The sequence below is a fragment of the Candidatus Azobacteroides pseudotrichonymphae genomovar. CFP2 genome, assembly GCF_000010645.1.
Lineage (GTDB): Bacteria > Bacteroidota > Bacteroidia > Bacteroidales > Azobacteroidaceae > Azobacteroides > Azobacteroides pseudotrichonymphae.
On record NC_011565.1, the window covers coordinates 1027915 to 1042760 of the forward strand.

Below are 14846 nucleotides of genomic sequence, written 5' to 3' on the forward strand. Positions count from 1 at the left end.
ATCAATATATATAGGATATCTCTTAATGAGAAAGTTATTTCACTTACGATTTTATAGAAAAAAAAATAAATACGACGATTAATATCAACAAGAAAAATATTTTTTATAAGAGTTTTAAAAAAAAAAGATGATAATCACTAGATATTCCAGTGATTATCACCTAATGAAAAAATATTTCAATTTAGAAAGGAGCTGGTTCTGTAGTTGAATAGTGATTAATTATTTGATCTATGTCATCAACAAACTTTTCCTTTCCTAACTTCATAAATCTTTCGCTAGCAGTTTTGCCGTTCCCATCTTCCCTAAATGATGCTGTTCGAGCCGCAAACAATTTAATATTATTTCGCTTAGCAAACTCATTGAGATCTTTGGTTAGCTGAGGCATGTCCAGTACAGTAGCAGAAGAAAATTTATTTGTGATGTAATACATATCATTTTCATGCTCTTCTCTCTTTTTGCCAAACTGAAAGTTTTCATCTATAGTTCCTACGACATAACAATTTGGACAATTACAGTGAATAGTTATTACATCTTCAGGAGACTTTGCAATTATAAGAGGCATGTTTGCCGTTGATTCATCTTTTCTTTGCAAGTTTTTGTAAAGAATATTCATACCAAACAGGTATCTCCTAGAATTTGGAGAATCAGTCAGTTTACTGTTCCTATTTTGCCAATTCAAAATATGAAATTCATAGAAAAGTTCATATTTCCTTTTGTTTGAATCAAATTCTTGTGATACATCCAACTTAATAATAATAGAATCAGTTTTTTTATGCTTCCATATGTCCAATTCTTTAAGAATCTCTGCTGAAGCCCCAAATTTTCTTTGGGTGAACTGTAAGAACTCTTCGGGATACTTCTGCTCACATTCATCATTGATTTTAATTGAAATAAATCTTGATGATTTGATAGAGTTCTTAACTACATTATCTTTCTGTATAATATACTCCCCCTTATTGTCTATTAACTCTTCCTTCTGAAGAGTAGACTTAGCATTACTGATAAGTTGTTCAATTTCTGCTTTTACAGTCTTAACTGCTTCTGCTACCTCCTTACCTTCCAATACCATGTTATAGACCTTGTCGCTGATATCCTTTCTACACCTTCCTTCATTAGGAAGATATATACTTACAGCTTTTGATTCTTTACACAAATCATTCAGCTCTTTCACTCGTTCACGAGAATGGTTTGTTCCAGCTTTGTCTTCATCATAAAAGACAACAATTTTTTTGTAGCAACATACCAGTTTTTGCATTATTTCTTTTGGAAGCTCGAATTGCTCACTCATCGGGGCTATTGTATCGAATCCCATAGCTAAAAGGACTAATGCATCTTTTGGGGACTTAGCTATAATACACGCCTCTTTGATCTCCTTTTGTTCAATTCGCTCTTTTAGTTTTTTCCATCCAAAAACGAATTCCTTTAGTTCATCTCCAGAGCTATGCTTCCCCCTCTTCCAGATATTAAGAGAATCTATATACTCTTTCCATTGATACTTTTCTGAGTTTTCATCTCTGTTCCGATGAATATCAACCACCCATTGCCAAATATCGTATATCTTATACTGATAAGCTGCTTTCCCAGTGTAAGCAATACGATGGTATTTGGTTTCCCTTACATCGTATTCTGCCAGCAACTTCCAATCTACTCCAAGTTTATTCCATGTATCCAACATTGGTATTGAAAATCCATCAATAAGTTCTGGAGGAGTTTTAGTAGCACCGTTATATGGCTGTTTGTCCATATTTGAATACTTTGGTTGTTGTTTTTTCACTCCATTCCAGCCAGTAGATGCGTTAACTTCAGCAGCCACTTCTGGAGTAAGTTCTACAATAGTAGGATTTTTACAAATACTCATCCAACGTAATGCTCTATGAAATTTATTGAGAGTGTAATCTTTCAGAGAAAATTCAGAGAAAAACTCTTGAGCAATCTCTTTATCTTCCAGTATGGGCTTTTCATAAGGTAATCCATGCTTTTTCTTTATTTTCCAAGCTACACTTGCTTCATATTGACAATCATTTTTATAATCCGAAGATTGTGTATTAGATTGTTTATTTACACCTAAAAAGTCAAAAAGCATTTTCATAGCACTCTTCTTTTCAACTCCATAAAATAGCTTGATAAGCTCAACGATATTCCCTTTCTTGCCCGTACTATTGCAAAACCAACTTGCTCGTTTATATTTTTGTGACATTAACACAGACACAGCAGGTGACTACATCAAACGTCTAAAATGTCATTAGACATCTGCAGTCCCTTGCACTGGCAAAGAATTTTTAACAAAATATTAATTAAATATTCAAGTGGACCGCTCTAAATTGCTTTGCATTAACTACTTATCCTTTTAGAATATTTATGTCAGTTCACTACTATCATGGAACAGATAGCTGATCAAATACATCTGTGTAACACTGAAAAGAATGCCATGCGTGATGGTTAACCTAAAATTAACAATCACCTTACCAATTGCTTTGTACATAAGTTCCAACAAGAGAAAAAAATAATTAAACTCTCAATAAGTATGGAGTTGGATCAACTCCAACTCTCTATGATACCATCTATCTACGACAAGCAAACTTCCGTTACGACAACGTACATTGAGGTTTTATGTATGATAAGTGTGATTTCATTCTATGAAAGCACACTTGTATGTATTAAAAAAAAAAGCGTGGGTGTATTATTTAATACGATATCTTAGTTAACAATATTCTTCTGTTGTAATTACAATATTTAACTAAATAAAAAAATAATAACATATTCGAAAAATGCAAATTAAAATGATAAAGGTTTCATGCTTTTTTTTTATCATTTTTTTTTTTAGATATGTAGATTAACTCATACCCTTTTTTTGTTCGTATTTGTATACAAGTAAGAATAGTAAGAATTGAGTATGCATTTTCACCCAGCTTTTCATAGCTCACCTCCAGTGATTATCTTTGTTTTGCTAAAGAAAACAAGATTATGCTTGAGAAGGGATTCTACCTTGAACACGACTATCCAATCATAACCGAAAAAGCTCTTCATCCACGTAGCTATCGCAACAAACATTGCAGTAATCAGCATGTAATGGTCCATTGTCAGGACTACTACTACAAATATGGATATGAGAGAGTACAGCGAAGAACCGACTTGCTTCTACGATGAGATGAAAAAACGCTTATATCATCATTTAGTTCGTGAAGGGAGAACTCTGTTTATTGTTTATGGGATCACCAATGGGCTGTTTCTACATGAGTATACACAATGACGTGCCGATGGTATCTAGGGAAGGACGTAAAATAAAGGAAGCCTTCTTTAGCAAGAAAACGAGCATACGGCATCCGGGAGTAAAGCTTTACTGCATCGCATTGTGGCGACCAATAGCCTTTAGAAACCGTGTACGCTACATGAATCAGAAGTTTGGCGTAACAGAGAGGACATTATCCTTAAGCGGATGGAATTACGGGTGGAAGTTAAAGAATAAAGCTAGACAGCTTGAAGGATAAATATGTAGAGAGAGAGAAAGAGTTCCATATGCCACTTTTTATCCCTTTTTCTTGCAAATATTCCACTTCAAACAGCACCCATATGATAAAGTTATCCAATTTGGTAAAAAGCACTAGAAGGAGTGTATCTTCGAAATCCAATTCTTTTGCCTAGCTTTACCTCCATGAAGATAACTAAGTCCACCCCGGACAAGATTGAAGTAGAGTACCCAGAGTTAGTAATAGACTATGAGATTCTTACCTCTGAAGAGTTTGAACACAAATGTACTGACTTCAAGAATGTGATGGAGAATCAACGCAGGAAATGTAACTTAAATACAAGCGATACGATGTACAAGGATAGACTAGACGAGATAAAGGTGAGACTTGACAACCTGATTAAAGAAGCTCAAAAGATCAAGCATCTCCTTGACTACTACGATGACGAGACAGAGGAAGAGACTATGTCAATAAGGATCAACTAACATAAGACGATCATGAAACTGGAAGATTTCAATCTGCGTAACATATACCTATGGATAGTCAAGCTTATCCTTTGGCTTTACCTGTTTCGATTCGCCTATAAAATTGTGTATTATATTGCAGAATTATGTGGATTAAGTTATGATTATTGGGATAGGAATTTGGGTGTTTGCGAATGGGATAGTATGCACATATACAGAGATGGCAGCATTCTTTATGCTTTGGATCGGAATGGTTGGGCAACCAACATGGCTCTGCTTATTTCAGCAAGTCTTGCAACATTCATGCTCCACGGGCTAAACCATTACTGCAAATGGGACATGATCTCCAGACTGTTTAAAAGAAAGTCAGATAATAAGGGATAAACGCCATTTGACGCATTTTAAGGTATCTTACAGCAATTATCTTCTTTGAGTAATTAACCCCCCCCCCCCCCCCCCTTACATTCAAATAACGATCGTTCGTTACAGGTCAATTTCGGGCTATTATACGATGTGTACTATTTTGAGTGTTTGGGTTTGAGTTGTGAGGATTTGAAAGGCTCGGATTAGTTCGGCATATCTTATGTAGATCTCATTGTTTTTTGTTCATTAAGCATGATGATTTGTGTATTTGGAATTGGTTACAATCCGGACAGAGCCTTGATATCTCATAGGATTGTTTTCACTTGAATAAACCAACAAGTATGGGTGTTTTGTGCAGTAAAAACTAACAACTAGGGGGGGGGGGAGAATAGTTATACGGATTTTTATCCGTTTTGGTTAAGCTGGGCTAGCTCGATATTGGGTTTAGATGATGGGCGGTTTTAGCTAGACCAAAGTTGTTAATGATTATAAATTGTGCTCACGACCATTTCTTCTAGCTTCCGGCGTTTCATATATCACATGGAGGGAGTTGCCCATCATATGATTAAGATGGAAGGTTATTTATTTTACTGATAAAGAGTTTTGCATTGTTATTATAAATAGTAATCTGATCATCTTATTTATTACGATCTAGCCAATTGTTATACCCGTTAATCTTGTCGTAAAGACGATCCATATAGATCAAGTTTTTGAGTTTTGAATTTTCCTCTAATTTGGCATTCAACAGCCAATTTTCTTTTGTTAATCTAATTGACAATTAGATCGCGTCATTTGCCAGTGGTTGAAAGGTAAGTTCAAGCAAAAAAAACAAAACCATGAATCTTGAGGTTGTTATATAGAACGTGTGTTTGTTTTGGGTGTTTTTCGCGCAAAGCTATGGATTGTCTGAAGGGTTAAGGTGGTTTACACTGCTGTTAAAGGCCGCAATTATGTTATTGTAAGTGTTGATCTTAGAATTCGCTTCTTTCAACAGGTCGTTCCATTCATTGATCAATCTAAAAAAATACTCCATAGAAACCATTTCCTTCAGTAATGGATTTCCCTCTAGTTGGGAATCGATAAGTGTTTGTTTCTCCTTCAGCTTATCTCGTCTGTAACGAATATTTCCGTTCTTAGTGTTCAGAATACCTATCCTACTATTGATAGTCTCTAGTTCTTTGTTCCAACAAGTAATTTTGCCACTACCCATCTTACCAATGGATTCCTCTAAGTCTCCCATTAGAATAGTTAGCTCCGATATATATTGATTTTCATCAGAAATCAATTGTTCCCATTGCAATGTTATATCTGACACTTCTTTCATTATCTGCTCTTTCTTTCGAAGTAGACAAAGTTCTGCCGCGTCGGGTTCAGTAATTTCACTTAGAACTTCTGTTTCTTCTTCCACTCCCGGTGTGTCAATAGGTTTAACATCTTCGATTTCTTCTTTCACAGATTCCTGCTCTATGAGATTCTCTTCTGTTTGACCTTTTCTATAAACATAGATGTCTTCTTTGAGACAAAGCTTATCAAAATCGATTATTTCAGCCGGATTAATAGCATTACACAGAATGCGAATTTCAAAATGAAGATGAGGACCGTAAGCATTTCCTGTACAACCACCTAACGCTATTGGTTCTCCAGCATTTACATTTTGATTTTGTTCTACCAGAAATTGAGAAAGGTGTCCATAGACAGTCTCCAATCCATTGGGATGTCTCAATACAAGATAATAACCATAACCATTAGGATCATAATTTCTTACCCTTACTTTCCCCTCAAATGCCGCACGAACAGTATCTCCTACCTGAAGCTTGATATCAGTCCCATAATGAAAGTGTTCTCCATGATATTCACGAGGTCCATAAGGAGAAGTTACTTTCCCTTCTACAGGCATTACAAAATTTGAAACATCTATAACAAGTGAATCTGGAACAGGAATATTTTTATATGCTTTCAAAAATTCAGTATTCCAGCTTTCTTCATACAATTCGTCTGCAGGATACTGTTTTACTACTATTCCTGCACTCAACTTTCTCTCCGAATAACTTCTTGCATGTATCTCCATTACAGGAGATAAAAACAGGATTATTCTTAGTAAACCTATGATAAATACCTTAGGTAATTTTCTCATTCGTTACCGGATCATTTGACGATTATTTATTGTTCTTGATGGACATCATTTAATTTAAGACACTACAAAACTATGATTCAAATATGACTAATCATCGATTGATGTTCATTTCCGATATATGCCCATAGTATAGATTATAGGTGATTTGAATAGTCATCTATTTTAGAGATGTATCCACATTGTCTTCTTGTAGGCTATTTCTTTTATTTAAAAGTTGATTCATACATTCATCCAATTCTTCCAGATTTTTTGGGAGGTTAGCTATTTTTTTGTTAAAGCTGTCTACTTTGTTATAATAGACATCCATTTGCTTAGTAGCCTCTTTATCAAAATCGTTCCATTTTTTAACTATTTCATAGAGTTCATTCGTATGAACTATATCTTTTCGTATTGGATTTTCGTCCAGTTGGCAGTCAATAACTGATTTTCTGCGATTGAGTTCATCAATTTTACTTTTAAAATCAGGATATTTACGAGAGAGAGTACTTATTCTTTTACTGATATTTTTTATTCTACCATTGCAGTATTGAATTTTGTTAAATTCAACCTTCAGAAGAATGTTGTTTATGTTTTTTGTCAGAATATTCATCTCCGATATCATTTTTTTACGATCGGTAAGTAAGGTTTTCCATTGAATTGTGATTCGATTCACTTCCTTTCTCATATTGTCAATATTCGCTTTGAAAGCGTCATATTTCGTATCGTTATTGTCAATATTTGTTTAGAAAGCTCCATATGACTGGGCAATGACATTGATATTTTTGTTGGAAAAGAGTGTTCCAAAAACTATAATAGAGAAGACTAATAGAAGTTCCGATGTTTTGGCTAAAGACTCTTATTTTTTATAAGACTGAATAGCAGTTTCCTTCCGATCTTATTCCTCCTCCGTATCCTTATCTTTTTTCAGACAGCTACATTTCTCTTTGATCTCTTTCAGGGTCTCCGTTATGAAATCGTGAAAGTTCCTTGTTTTTTCTTTCTTCTCTCGTAAACAACTAGCAAAAGCAATACGTACAAGTAGGATTGTACATAGGATTGCACAGAAACAACCAGCGAAGGTTACGGCAAAAATCTCTAATTGATTCAATTGATTCATAATTTTAATAATTATTTATTATTCTTAGTTGTAGTTAGTCCTATTCACATTTGCTGTAGCTGCATTTCATGCAATGAATACAGCCTTCTTGATAAATGACTCGATCACTTCCACATGTCTGGACAGACATCTTTTTCCATATTCGTTCTGATAGATATGATCTAAGTTGAGTAGTTGTATAATTTGGAAAGCGTGAATATTGCTAGAAGATTCCAAAAGATTTCAAGATATACTCTGTAATAGTAAGAGATAGAAGTCCTTCAGATTGATTTGTTTTCCTTCTAGTAATTTCTGCTTTATCTCTTCAATATACATTGCAGGAAAACTTTCTTGACTACTTTTTTTGTCTCTCCGGTACTTTTGTTGATACGCTAGAAACTATATCGCCGGTGCTGATCCTTGTGTTACTTTGTTTTTGCATAATGAATTGTTGCGATGCTACAAATAATAGTTAGTAGACCTAGTCCCACAGAGTCCAATTCAGTTGATCAGGGTAGGCTGAACTGACGGATGGAAAAGTTGATTCCATGCCTAGAATGAGCGATAGCAACAAAAAGATTTTCTTCATTTATACTTAAGATTTAATTATAGTGGAATAGCTATTTATCTAAAAACTATTTATCTAAAAAAAACAAGAAGAACAGAAAAGAGTTTGCTGACTTTCCTGCGAAATTTGAAGTGTAAAGTCATTCTTCCAAAGCTTGCAGGTCTTCCTCGTATTGATTTCTTCTTGTGCCCATCTCTTTGCGTACAAAAGCCACATTTCATAAAGAGAAATCATTTCTCACCAACACCACTGTGTTCCACATCATGGAGTGGAATACAGAATATTTTTTTAATACATAGACCCAATCTCCAATTTTGTATATCGACAAATAAAGGTAAAACAAATAAATAAAACTTGTGTCCCCTGTAGGAAATGTTCTGTCTGTGTAAGGAAACAACAACTAGCCAATAAATGGAAATCCTTATGGAACAAACTGAGAGAAGAGATAGTAATGTTTCTAAACAGTGCTGAAACTTTTTTCTGTTTTATTTTTCTCCTACAACTAACACGTTCTGTTTTTTAGTCCCGACTTTATCTCCACACGTCCTCACACACCCATTACTACAATAGTACTTTGATAGTAAGCATCTGCTTTCCTATTAAAATGCCTCTCTTGTTGGTGTCCATTTCCTTCCCATATGTTTGCACCAACATATCATCAACTGTTGGAAGCCTTTCTTCTTTCTCCTCCCAAATCAACGACTTTTTTCATCTTGTTCTTATTGTTGTTCATATTCATATTTCGTAATTGGTTTTGTGTAATGCAAATACATGTGAATACTAGATTATCCTCATAATATAACAGTTAATATTCTAATATTCTTTTCTATGCTTTCATATAACCCGTTTTTATCTATGGATATATTAGCTTGCTTAAATACGAAACAGGCATCTCTACCAATATCGGGATATTCTTTATTGGAAACTTCTGTGATCTTCTCACATACATCGATTCCTTTTTCTTCTTCTACCCATTCTATCCAATTTTTTATTGCCTGATAACTTTCACTATTTGTTACATATATGTCTGGAATACGAAAAACGAACTCCCCATTATTTTCTGTGCTATAAGTATACTTATCGATACTATAGACTATATCGCTCTGTTCTATCGTTTCCCCTTCTGAATTGACTATTACTATTCCGATTTGACCATTTGTTGGTATATTTCCATATTTCCCTGACGTAAGCGTAAGGCATATCAATCCTAATAGTGCACACTTAACTATCTTCACAATTTTTTATTTGTAAATATTTACAAAGGCTACTGTCCATCCTACGAAATTCATCCTGCAAGTAGCAATACAAATTTAATACAAATATTGTGGTATTATTTCTATTTTCCTTAAGATTTACTACTATAAATGGTAAAAAATAAGTGTGTATCCCAATTATAAACGGCATTGTTTTAATGCATTTTAATACACTTCTCAAGTGCGTTTCTTTTATAGGAAGTGAAATCCTCTTTGGAAGTTAGAGAAAGTTAGTCTATAGTACTGGTATCAACCTTTTCCATAACCTTATCTTCTATCAATTTCCTTCTCATGATGAAGGACAACAACTACCAATCTAACAACTACTAATTTTTCGATATACCAAAAAGAAAAGAAAATCTATTTCTATATATAGATGTATCTATAAAAGTAGCAATTGGTAGTAAAATTTGACTTAAGTGTGGTCCTCACACTTAGGGAAAGGCTGTAAATAATTACAATATGTAGTGAAGTGTACAGTTTACTACAAAATATTACTTTCATAGAGTTATACATCGAATCATAAATTCGAGAAAAAATATAAGGAAGAGTTATCCAGTCGGTCTTTGAGAAATACAGAATGGTGTATTTAAAGTATTTAAATTGGAGGAACAATTGGTAATTATGTCGGCTCTTTTATTTACATTACGTGTAAAATCCGCCATGAAGAGACTGATTAGAAGACTGATTATATTGCTTGGGCTATTGGGATGTTTTGGCTTTCTGATTGATATAGCTGTTAGTGAAAGACATACAGCACTCTGGTTTATTCTTTGTATAGCATCCATTGCAGGTATTGTACAGATAACGCTTGTGTGGATATCAGATACAAAGAAGAAAAGTACTAAGGAAAGTCAGAAAAGGGGAACTTAGAATAGATTTTGATGACAGCTAGTATTAAAATTTTTATATTCGGTACCTTCTCTCTTTAACTTATTATTCATTGAGTGACAATAGGGGGCTTATAAGATAGTTTTTCTGATTCTCTTATTGTCAACTATATAACTATAATTGAAGAAAACCATATATAAACGAAGGTAATGCATGATCTTTTGAAAAAAATATTCTCGTATCAATTCCCAATTTTTGTTTTAGTTGGGATAATCTCCATAATTATTCATATTCTGTTCAAATGGCTCATCATATTTATCGAAACATGTATCTTCGCAGTAGGATTAATCATTGAGAAGATAAGTGAGAAAAAAGGGAGGTATTCTAATTCCCATAGAAACGATTATAAAGTGGAAAATAAAGAAAACTAAATCTCTTTTTCGTTAAATGGACGATTATTTTGTTGAAATAGAAGAAGACTGGGATGTCCTGATATGAGTTGATCCCCGTGGTTGTAACTTTGACAATCTTAAGAAGTGAGATTCCCTAGTTCATCATGCCTAATATGAAACAACGGGTACGTCTTAAATCCTGAAAACTTAAACTCGTCCTCAATGAGGCCTACTACAAAAGAGTAGTAGGTATAAGTACAGTTATGCAGAGAGTACTTTTGCTCCAATAAGGGGAGGGAAAAGATAAAGAAACTTGTAAGTGATAATCAAAATATCTTTTCCTATGGAATTGATGAGCGTCACCGAACAGGTATATGTATTACTTGATGATAAGTTAAAGAGAATTGCTATTTTGGCTCTCTGGGAACATCACAGCGACAAATAACTGTAAAAAAAATAGAAAGGTAGAAGTATGATTGAAGAGAAGAAGAATTTCAAACTAGAAGCTTTTGACAGCCTTCGCTGCTTACTCCTTTTACCAAACGGGTCACCTTACGTGTATAAAATATATGTGAATTCGCCAACTGGGAGGTTGGTCTATATCTACTAAAAAGTGCATCCTTTAAACCAAAAGAACTATAATAATGGAAGACGAAACGATTGTACATAAGATAATGGAAGGAGTTAAATTAGAGAAGCATCTAAAAAATAGCAGATGCAGAGCCTGTGCTAACTTCCGAGTAAACGAATGTTTAATCGATTTTATAACTAATAAACATTAATCATTATGAAACTTAAAAGAATTCTGTATTATGTGGTTTGTGCAGCTTTTGCTATTAGTGGGTTCCTGTTCAAAGGGAATAAGGCTAAAGCGATGAAGAAAAAAACTACAAATAATATTATCTTAACAAGTGTAGCGCATGAAAATGATGGTATGAGTTACTCTCATTCTTCACACTACTCACATTCCTCTCACTATTCGCATAGTTCACATTACTCACATTATTCAGGTAGATGAATATAAAAAAATTAACACTTATCTTGATAGCAGTTATACACTTCTGGTGAATACCTTTTATTAATCTCTTTCTTACAAAAGCAGCTGACAAAAAATCGAATCACTTCTTAGGTGTCCATATCATATGGTAGCAAAGAAACTTAGTGAAGTAAAAGAGCACGAACACTACTTCATCAATGTAGGTGAGGACTTTATTATCATGTACTATAAAGGTGTATCTGAGTGTTTCGATTGTTCTTTTGAGTGAATCTCAAAAGAAGACCATGAACGTATGCATACGAGTTAATCAGAATTGTGGTTGGTAACTCCGTAAAGAGTGTATAAATATTTTTATCATCTCCATGCAAACATTTTAATGAGATAATGTTTTATCTTTCGCAGGAAAGTCAGCAAACTCTTTAAAGTCAGCAAACTCTTTTCTGTCCTTCTTGTTTTTTTTAGATAAATAGCTATTCCACTATAATTAAATCTTAATTATAAATGAAGAAAATCTTTCTGTTGCTATCGCTCATTCTGGGCATGGAATCAACTTTTCCATCCGTCAGTTCAGCCTACTCTGATCAGAAGAATACTATGGAGACAGGTCTTGTAAAAGATAATTCGCAGGATTCTCAAAATACTCTGGCTTTGGTCTATAAAGAATTAAACAGTATCCATAATGACATTGAATCTGCCAAAGATGCCATAAAACTGAATTGGACTCTGTGGGGACTAGGTCTACTAACTATTATCTGTAGCATCGCAACAATTCATTATGCAAAAACAAAGTAACATAAAGATAAAATACCGGAAATATCATTTTATTGACAGTATAATACTGTTTTGCCAATGTTAGACTCTGCAGTATGCAATTTTTAATTAAAATGTAAAACGATAGAGAGTTGTTTTTGGCAGTGTCCTCATTCAAAAGAATCTGATTTTTTTATTGGAATTTTTTGGAATCTTATTTAGCAAGGGAAAATGATCCCCAAGTATTAATGAGACTACTCATCGAGAACAATAAACTATCATCATAATAATCCAGTAACGAATGAGAAATTTGGCTAAAGTATTTATCATAAGTTTATTTGAAATAATCCTGTTTTTATTTCCCATAGCAGTACATGCAGAAAAATATGGTGTAAAGGGCATAAATCTGAAAGGAAAGCAACAGGGTAGAAGCAAAAAAATTACAGCGGAAGTTTGTCTATTAGAGCGGAAATCTAATACAGGAATCGTTCCTTCAGATGAACTATATGAGGAAAAGTCTGTCGCTAAAAACTTGAAGGCATATGAAGGTATTCCCGTTCCGGACCCACTCGTTGAATCTATCCCAGGACTAACAGTGCCTGCTGTTGTGGAAATTTACTCCCATGAGGATAAACTTTGTAGTAAATTCTTTCGCTGTGGAATCGATATAAGTTTTCAAGCGGGAGACAGTATATATGTTTCATTGGACGGTGATGATATCTATGTTTATAGAAAAGGTCAAACAGAAGAGAATCTCATAGAGCAGGAATCTGTGAAAGAAGAAATCGAAGATGTTAAACCTATTGACACACCGGGAGTGGAAGAAGAAACAGAAGTTCTAAGTGAAATTACTGAACCCGACGCGGCAGAACTTTGTCTACTTCGAAAGAAAGAGCAGATAATGAAAGAAGTGTCAGATATAACATTGCAATGGGAACAATTGATTTCTGATGAAAATCAATATATATCGGAGCTAACTATTCTAATGGGAGACTTAGAGGAATCCATTGGTAAGATGGGTAGTGGCAAAATTACTTGTTGGAACAAAGAACTAGAGACTATCAATAGTAGGATAGGTATTCTGAACACTAAGAACGGAAATATTCGTTACAGACGAGATAAGCTGAAGGAGAAACAAACACTTATCGATTCCCAACTAGAGGGAAATCCATTACTGAAGGAAATGGTTTCTATGGAGTATTTTTTTAGATTGATCAATGAATGGAACGACCTGTTGAAAGAAGCGAATTCTAAGATCAACACTTACAATAACATAATTGCGGCCTTTAACAGCAGTGTAAACCACCTTAACCCTTCAGACAATCCATAGCTTTGCGCGAAAAACACCCAAAACAAACACACGTTCTATATAACAACCTCAAGATTCATGGTTTTGTTTTTTTTGCTTGAACTTACCTTTCAACCACTGGCAAATGACGCACCGTTTATCCCAACAGTAAATCCATCCATAAAGCTTCAGTGAAGCCAGTAATGCAGAAACAATTATTGCTCCGGTATTATGACGGAGAGCTGAAAGGACTCCACAGGAGAAGCTGAAACATGATTCTCTATCCCAACATTCATATATTCCACAATGATAGCTGCTGTCTATCAAACCAGCAATGCCATACACCATCGAATAGAACATGCGAAACAAAGACATCCACATGATAGCTAGTGCTGTGAGCTTGAAAATACCTATTAGGAATCCACGTAAACTTGAGGTATTTAGTTCCATGAAAATCTTATATTTATTATATATCTGTTTGCAAAAATAAAAACATCATATGAAATACAGAATTCTGTTACTGTTAACGCCATTTGCCTTCTCCACTTTTCCAAAAGCCAGCAGAAGCACTGCTCCTTCTAAAAATAGCCAGCCAAGTCTTTATAGTATTGCCAGTAAGCTACAAGATAAAGTAGATAACCTGGAAACAGAAGCACAAAATTTAATTGACTGAATATCAGAAAGAATATGAACAGAAAGGAACTCACACTTAAATGCCATCGACAGCCTTCAACTCGTATTTCTTATAGCCTTTGAAGAAATCAAACGATGTAAACGAAACAAAAAGCTTTACATGCTCCAACTGATACTCCTTAATCCATCCAACTGTTCTCCTATATTTACAAATATTGTTTCCTTCGGTAAAAGACTTCCAATCCTGTCTGCCCACTCCATAAAACACAATACACCGCTCTCGAAATAATCTTCTATTCCAATATTAATTGCTTCTTCTATACTTTCTATCCGATAGAAATCAAAATGATAAATCCGACTATTCAAAAACTCTGCATAATATTCATTTACAATTGAAAAAGTTGGACTATTCACCATATCCTTTACACCTAATGCATCACAAATTTTTTTAATAAAAGTTGTCTTTCCAACTCCAATTTCTCCAATAAAAGCAAACACTTTATTATCCCCCATACAAGAAATAAACTTCTTTGCAACTACCGGAAGTTCCTCTAATCTCAATTCCATATATTTTCAAATGCAGTAAACAAATGACAGCGAAACAAATTTGACATTATTCCACACAAACAAA

At 34.2% G+C, this 14846-nt stretch carries 14 protein-coding genes; 7 read left to right on the forward strand and 7 right to left on the reverse strand.

Features of this window, described 5'->3' with window-relative positions; genetic code table 11:
- Positions 1-181: 181 nt before the first annotated feature.
- A complete protein-coding gene (locus CFPG_RS04150) occupies positions 182-2197 on the reverse strand; it encodes a hypothetical protein (RefSeq protein WP_012573721.1) in 2016 nt (671 codons plus the stop codon).
- Positions 2198-3772: 1575 nt separating this feature from the next.
- Here CFPG_RS04150 and CFPG_RS05665 point away from each other — a divergent pair.
- Together CFPG_RS05665 and CFPG_RS04165 are read left to right on the forward strand one after the other, a co-directional pair.
- Positions 3773-3952, forward strand: coding sequence for a hypothetical protein (locus tag CFPG_RS05665; protein WP_265348008.1), 180 nt, complete (start codon positions 3773-3775; stop codon positions 3950-3952).
- Positions 3953-3964: 12 nt separating this feature from the next.
- Complete coding sequence (locus CFPG_RS04165; RefSeq protein ID WP_012573724.1) at positions 3965-4315, forward strand: hypothetical protein; 351 nt, start codon at positions 3965-3967, stop codon at positions 4313-4315.
- A gap of 874 nt (positions 4316-5189) precedes the next feature.
- On the opposite strand, the gene CFPG_RS05190 is transcribed toward CFPG_RS04165, so the two are convergent.
- The 4 genes from CFPG_RS05190 to CFPG_RS04185 all read right to left on the reverse strand — a co-directional run bounded on the left by CFPG_RS05190 (position 5190) and on the right by CFPG_RS04185 (position 9306).
- On the reverse strand, positions 5190-6428 hold the full coding sequence (locus CFPG_RS05190; protein ID WP_050720681.1) for a M23 family metallopeptidase: 1239 nt from the start codon (positions 6426-6428) through the stop codon (positions 5190-5192).
- 157 nt (positions 6429-6585) lie between these two features.
- Positions 6586-7092, reverse strand: coding sequence for a hypothetical protein (locus CFPG_RS04175; RefSeq protein ID WP_012573726.1), 507 nt, complete (start codon positions 7090-7092; stop codon positions 6586-6588).
- A 210-nt stretch (positions 7093-7302) separates the two neighbouring features.
- Entirely contained in the window at positions 7303-7524 is a 222-nt protein-coding gene (locus tag CFPG_RS04180) for a hypothetical protein (protein ID WP_041572460.1), read from the reverse strand.
- Between the two features lie 1338 nt (positions 7525-8862).
- Positions 8863-9306, reverse strand: coding sequence for a hypothetical protein (locus tag CFPG_RS04185; RefSeq protein ID WP_012573233.1), 444 nt, complete (start codon positions 9304-9306; stop codon positions 8863-8865).
- A 642-nt stretch (positions 9307-9948) separates the two neighbouring features.
- Here CFPG_RS04185 and CFPG_RS04190 point away from each other — a divergent pair.
- The 4 genes from CFPG_RS04190 to CFPG_RS04200 all read left to right on the forward strand — a co-directional run bounded on the left by CFPG_RS04190 (position 9949) and on the right by CFPG_RS04200 (position 13624).
- The gene (locus CFPG_RS04190; protein WP_265347962.1) at positions 9949-10197 is read left to right on the forward strand and encodes a hypothetical protein; all 249 of its coding nucleotides are present in this window, start codon (positions 9949-9951) and stop codon (positions 10195-10197) included.
- Positions 10198-11334: 1137 nt separating this feature from the next.
- Positions 11335-11565 carry a hypothetical protein gene (locus tag CFPG_RS05670; protein ID WP_265348004.1) on the forward strand — a complete coding sequence of 77 codons (231 nt, stop codon included), beginning with the start codon at positions 11335-11337 and terminating at the stop codon, positions 11563-11565.
- Between the two features lie 480 nt (positions 11566-12045).
- A complete protein-coding gene (locus tag CFPG_RS04195; protein WP_041572462.1) occupies positions 12046-12336 on the forward strand; it encodes a hypothetical protein in 291 nt (96 codons plus the stop codon).
- 259 nt (positions 12337-12595) lie between these two features.
- Complete coding sequence (locus CFPG_RS04200; RefSeq protein WP_012573715.1) at positions 12596-13624, forward strand: hypothetical protein; 1029 nt, start codon at positions 12596-12598, stop codon at positions 13622-13624.
- 48 nt (positions 13625-13672) lie between these two features.
- Here CFPG_RS04200 and CFPG_RS04205 read toward each other — a convergent pair whose 3' ends face one another.
- Positions 13673-14032 carry a hypothetical protein gene (locus CFPG_RS04205; protein ID WP_012573714.1) on the reverse strand — a complete coding sequence of 120 codons (360 nt, stop codon included), beginning with the start codon at positions 14030-14032 and terminating at the stop codon, positions 13673-13675.
- Between the two features lie 49 nt (positions 14033-14081).
- On the opposite strand from CFPG_RS04205, the gene CFPG_RS05675 reads away from it, so the two are divergent.
- Entirely contained in the window at positions 14082-14255 is a 174-nt protein-coding gene (locus CFPG_RS05675) for a hypothetical protein (RefSeq protein ID WP_265348009.1), read from the forward strand.
- A 116-nt stretch (positions 14256-14371) separates the two neighbouring features.
- Here the strand turns inward: CFPG_RS05675 and tsaE are convergent, their stop codons facing one another.
- Positions 14372-14782: a tRNA (adenosine(37)-N6)-threonylcarbamoyltransferase complex ATPase subunit type 1 TsaE gene (gene tsaE / locus CFPG_RS04210; protein WP_012573727.1), complete on the reverse strand. Its 411-nt coding sequence runs from the start codon at positions 14780-14782 to the stop codon at positions 14372-14374.
- Positions 14783-14846 lie beyond the last annotated feature (64 nt).

Excerpts from the sequence above, each read along its gene's own strand:
- CFPG_RS04150 (WP_012573721.1), bottom strand. The coding sequence starts at position 2,197 with ATGTCACAAAAATATAAACGAGCAAGTTGGTTTTGCAATAGTACGGGC.
- CFPG_RS05665 (WP_265348008.1), top strand. The coding sequence starts at position 3,773 with ATGGAGAATCAACGCAGGAAATGTAACTTAAATACAAGCGATACGATG.
- CFPG_RS04165 (WP_012573724.1), top strand. The coding sequence starts at position 3,965 with ATGAAACTGGAAGATTTCAATCTGCGTAACATATACCTATGGATAGTC.
- CFPG_RS05190 (WP_050720681.1), bottom strand. The coding sequence starts at position 6,428 with ATGAGAAAATTACCTAAGGTATTTATCATAGGTTTACTAAGAATAATC.
- CFPG_RS04175 (WP_012573726.1), bottom strand. The coding sequence starts at position 7,092 with ATGAGAAAGGAAGTGAATCGAATCACAATTCAATGGAAAACCTTACTT.
- CFPG_RS04180 (WP_041572460.1), bottom strand. The coding sequence starts at position 7,524 with ATGAATCAATTGAATCAATTAGAGATTTTTGCCGTAACCTTCGCTGGT.
- CFPG_RS04190 (WP_265347962.1), top strand. The coding sequence starts at position 9,949 with ATGTCGGCTCTTTTATTTACATTACGTGTAAAATCCGCCATGAAGAGA.
- CFPG_RS05670 (WP_265348004.1), top strand. The coding sequence starts at position 11,335 with ATGAAACTTAAAAGAATTCTGTATTATGTGGTTTGTGCAGCTTTTGCT.
- CFPG_RS04195 (WP_041572462.1), top strand. The coding sequence starts at position 12,046 with ATGAAGAAAATCTTTCTGTTGCTATCGCTCATTCTGGGCATGGAATCA.
- CFPG_RS04200 (WP_012573715.1), top strand. The coding sequence starts at position 12,596 with ATGAGAAATTTGGCTAAAGTATTTATCATAAGTTTATTTGAAATAATC.
- CFPG_RS04205 (WP_012573714.1), bottom strand. The coding sequence starts at position 14,032 with ATGGAACTAAATACCTCAAGTTTACGTGGATTCCTAATAGGTATTTTC.
- CFPG_RS05675 (WP_265348009.1), top strand. The coding sequence starts at position 14,082 with ATGAAATACAGAATTCTGTTACTGTTAACGCCATTTGCCTTCTCCACT.
- tsaE (WP_012573727.1), bottom strand. The coding sequence starts at position 14,782 with ATGGAATTGAGATTAGAGGAACTTCCGGTAGTTGCAAAGAAGTTTATT.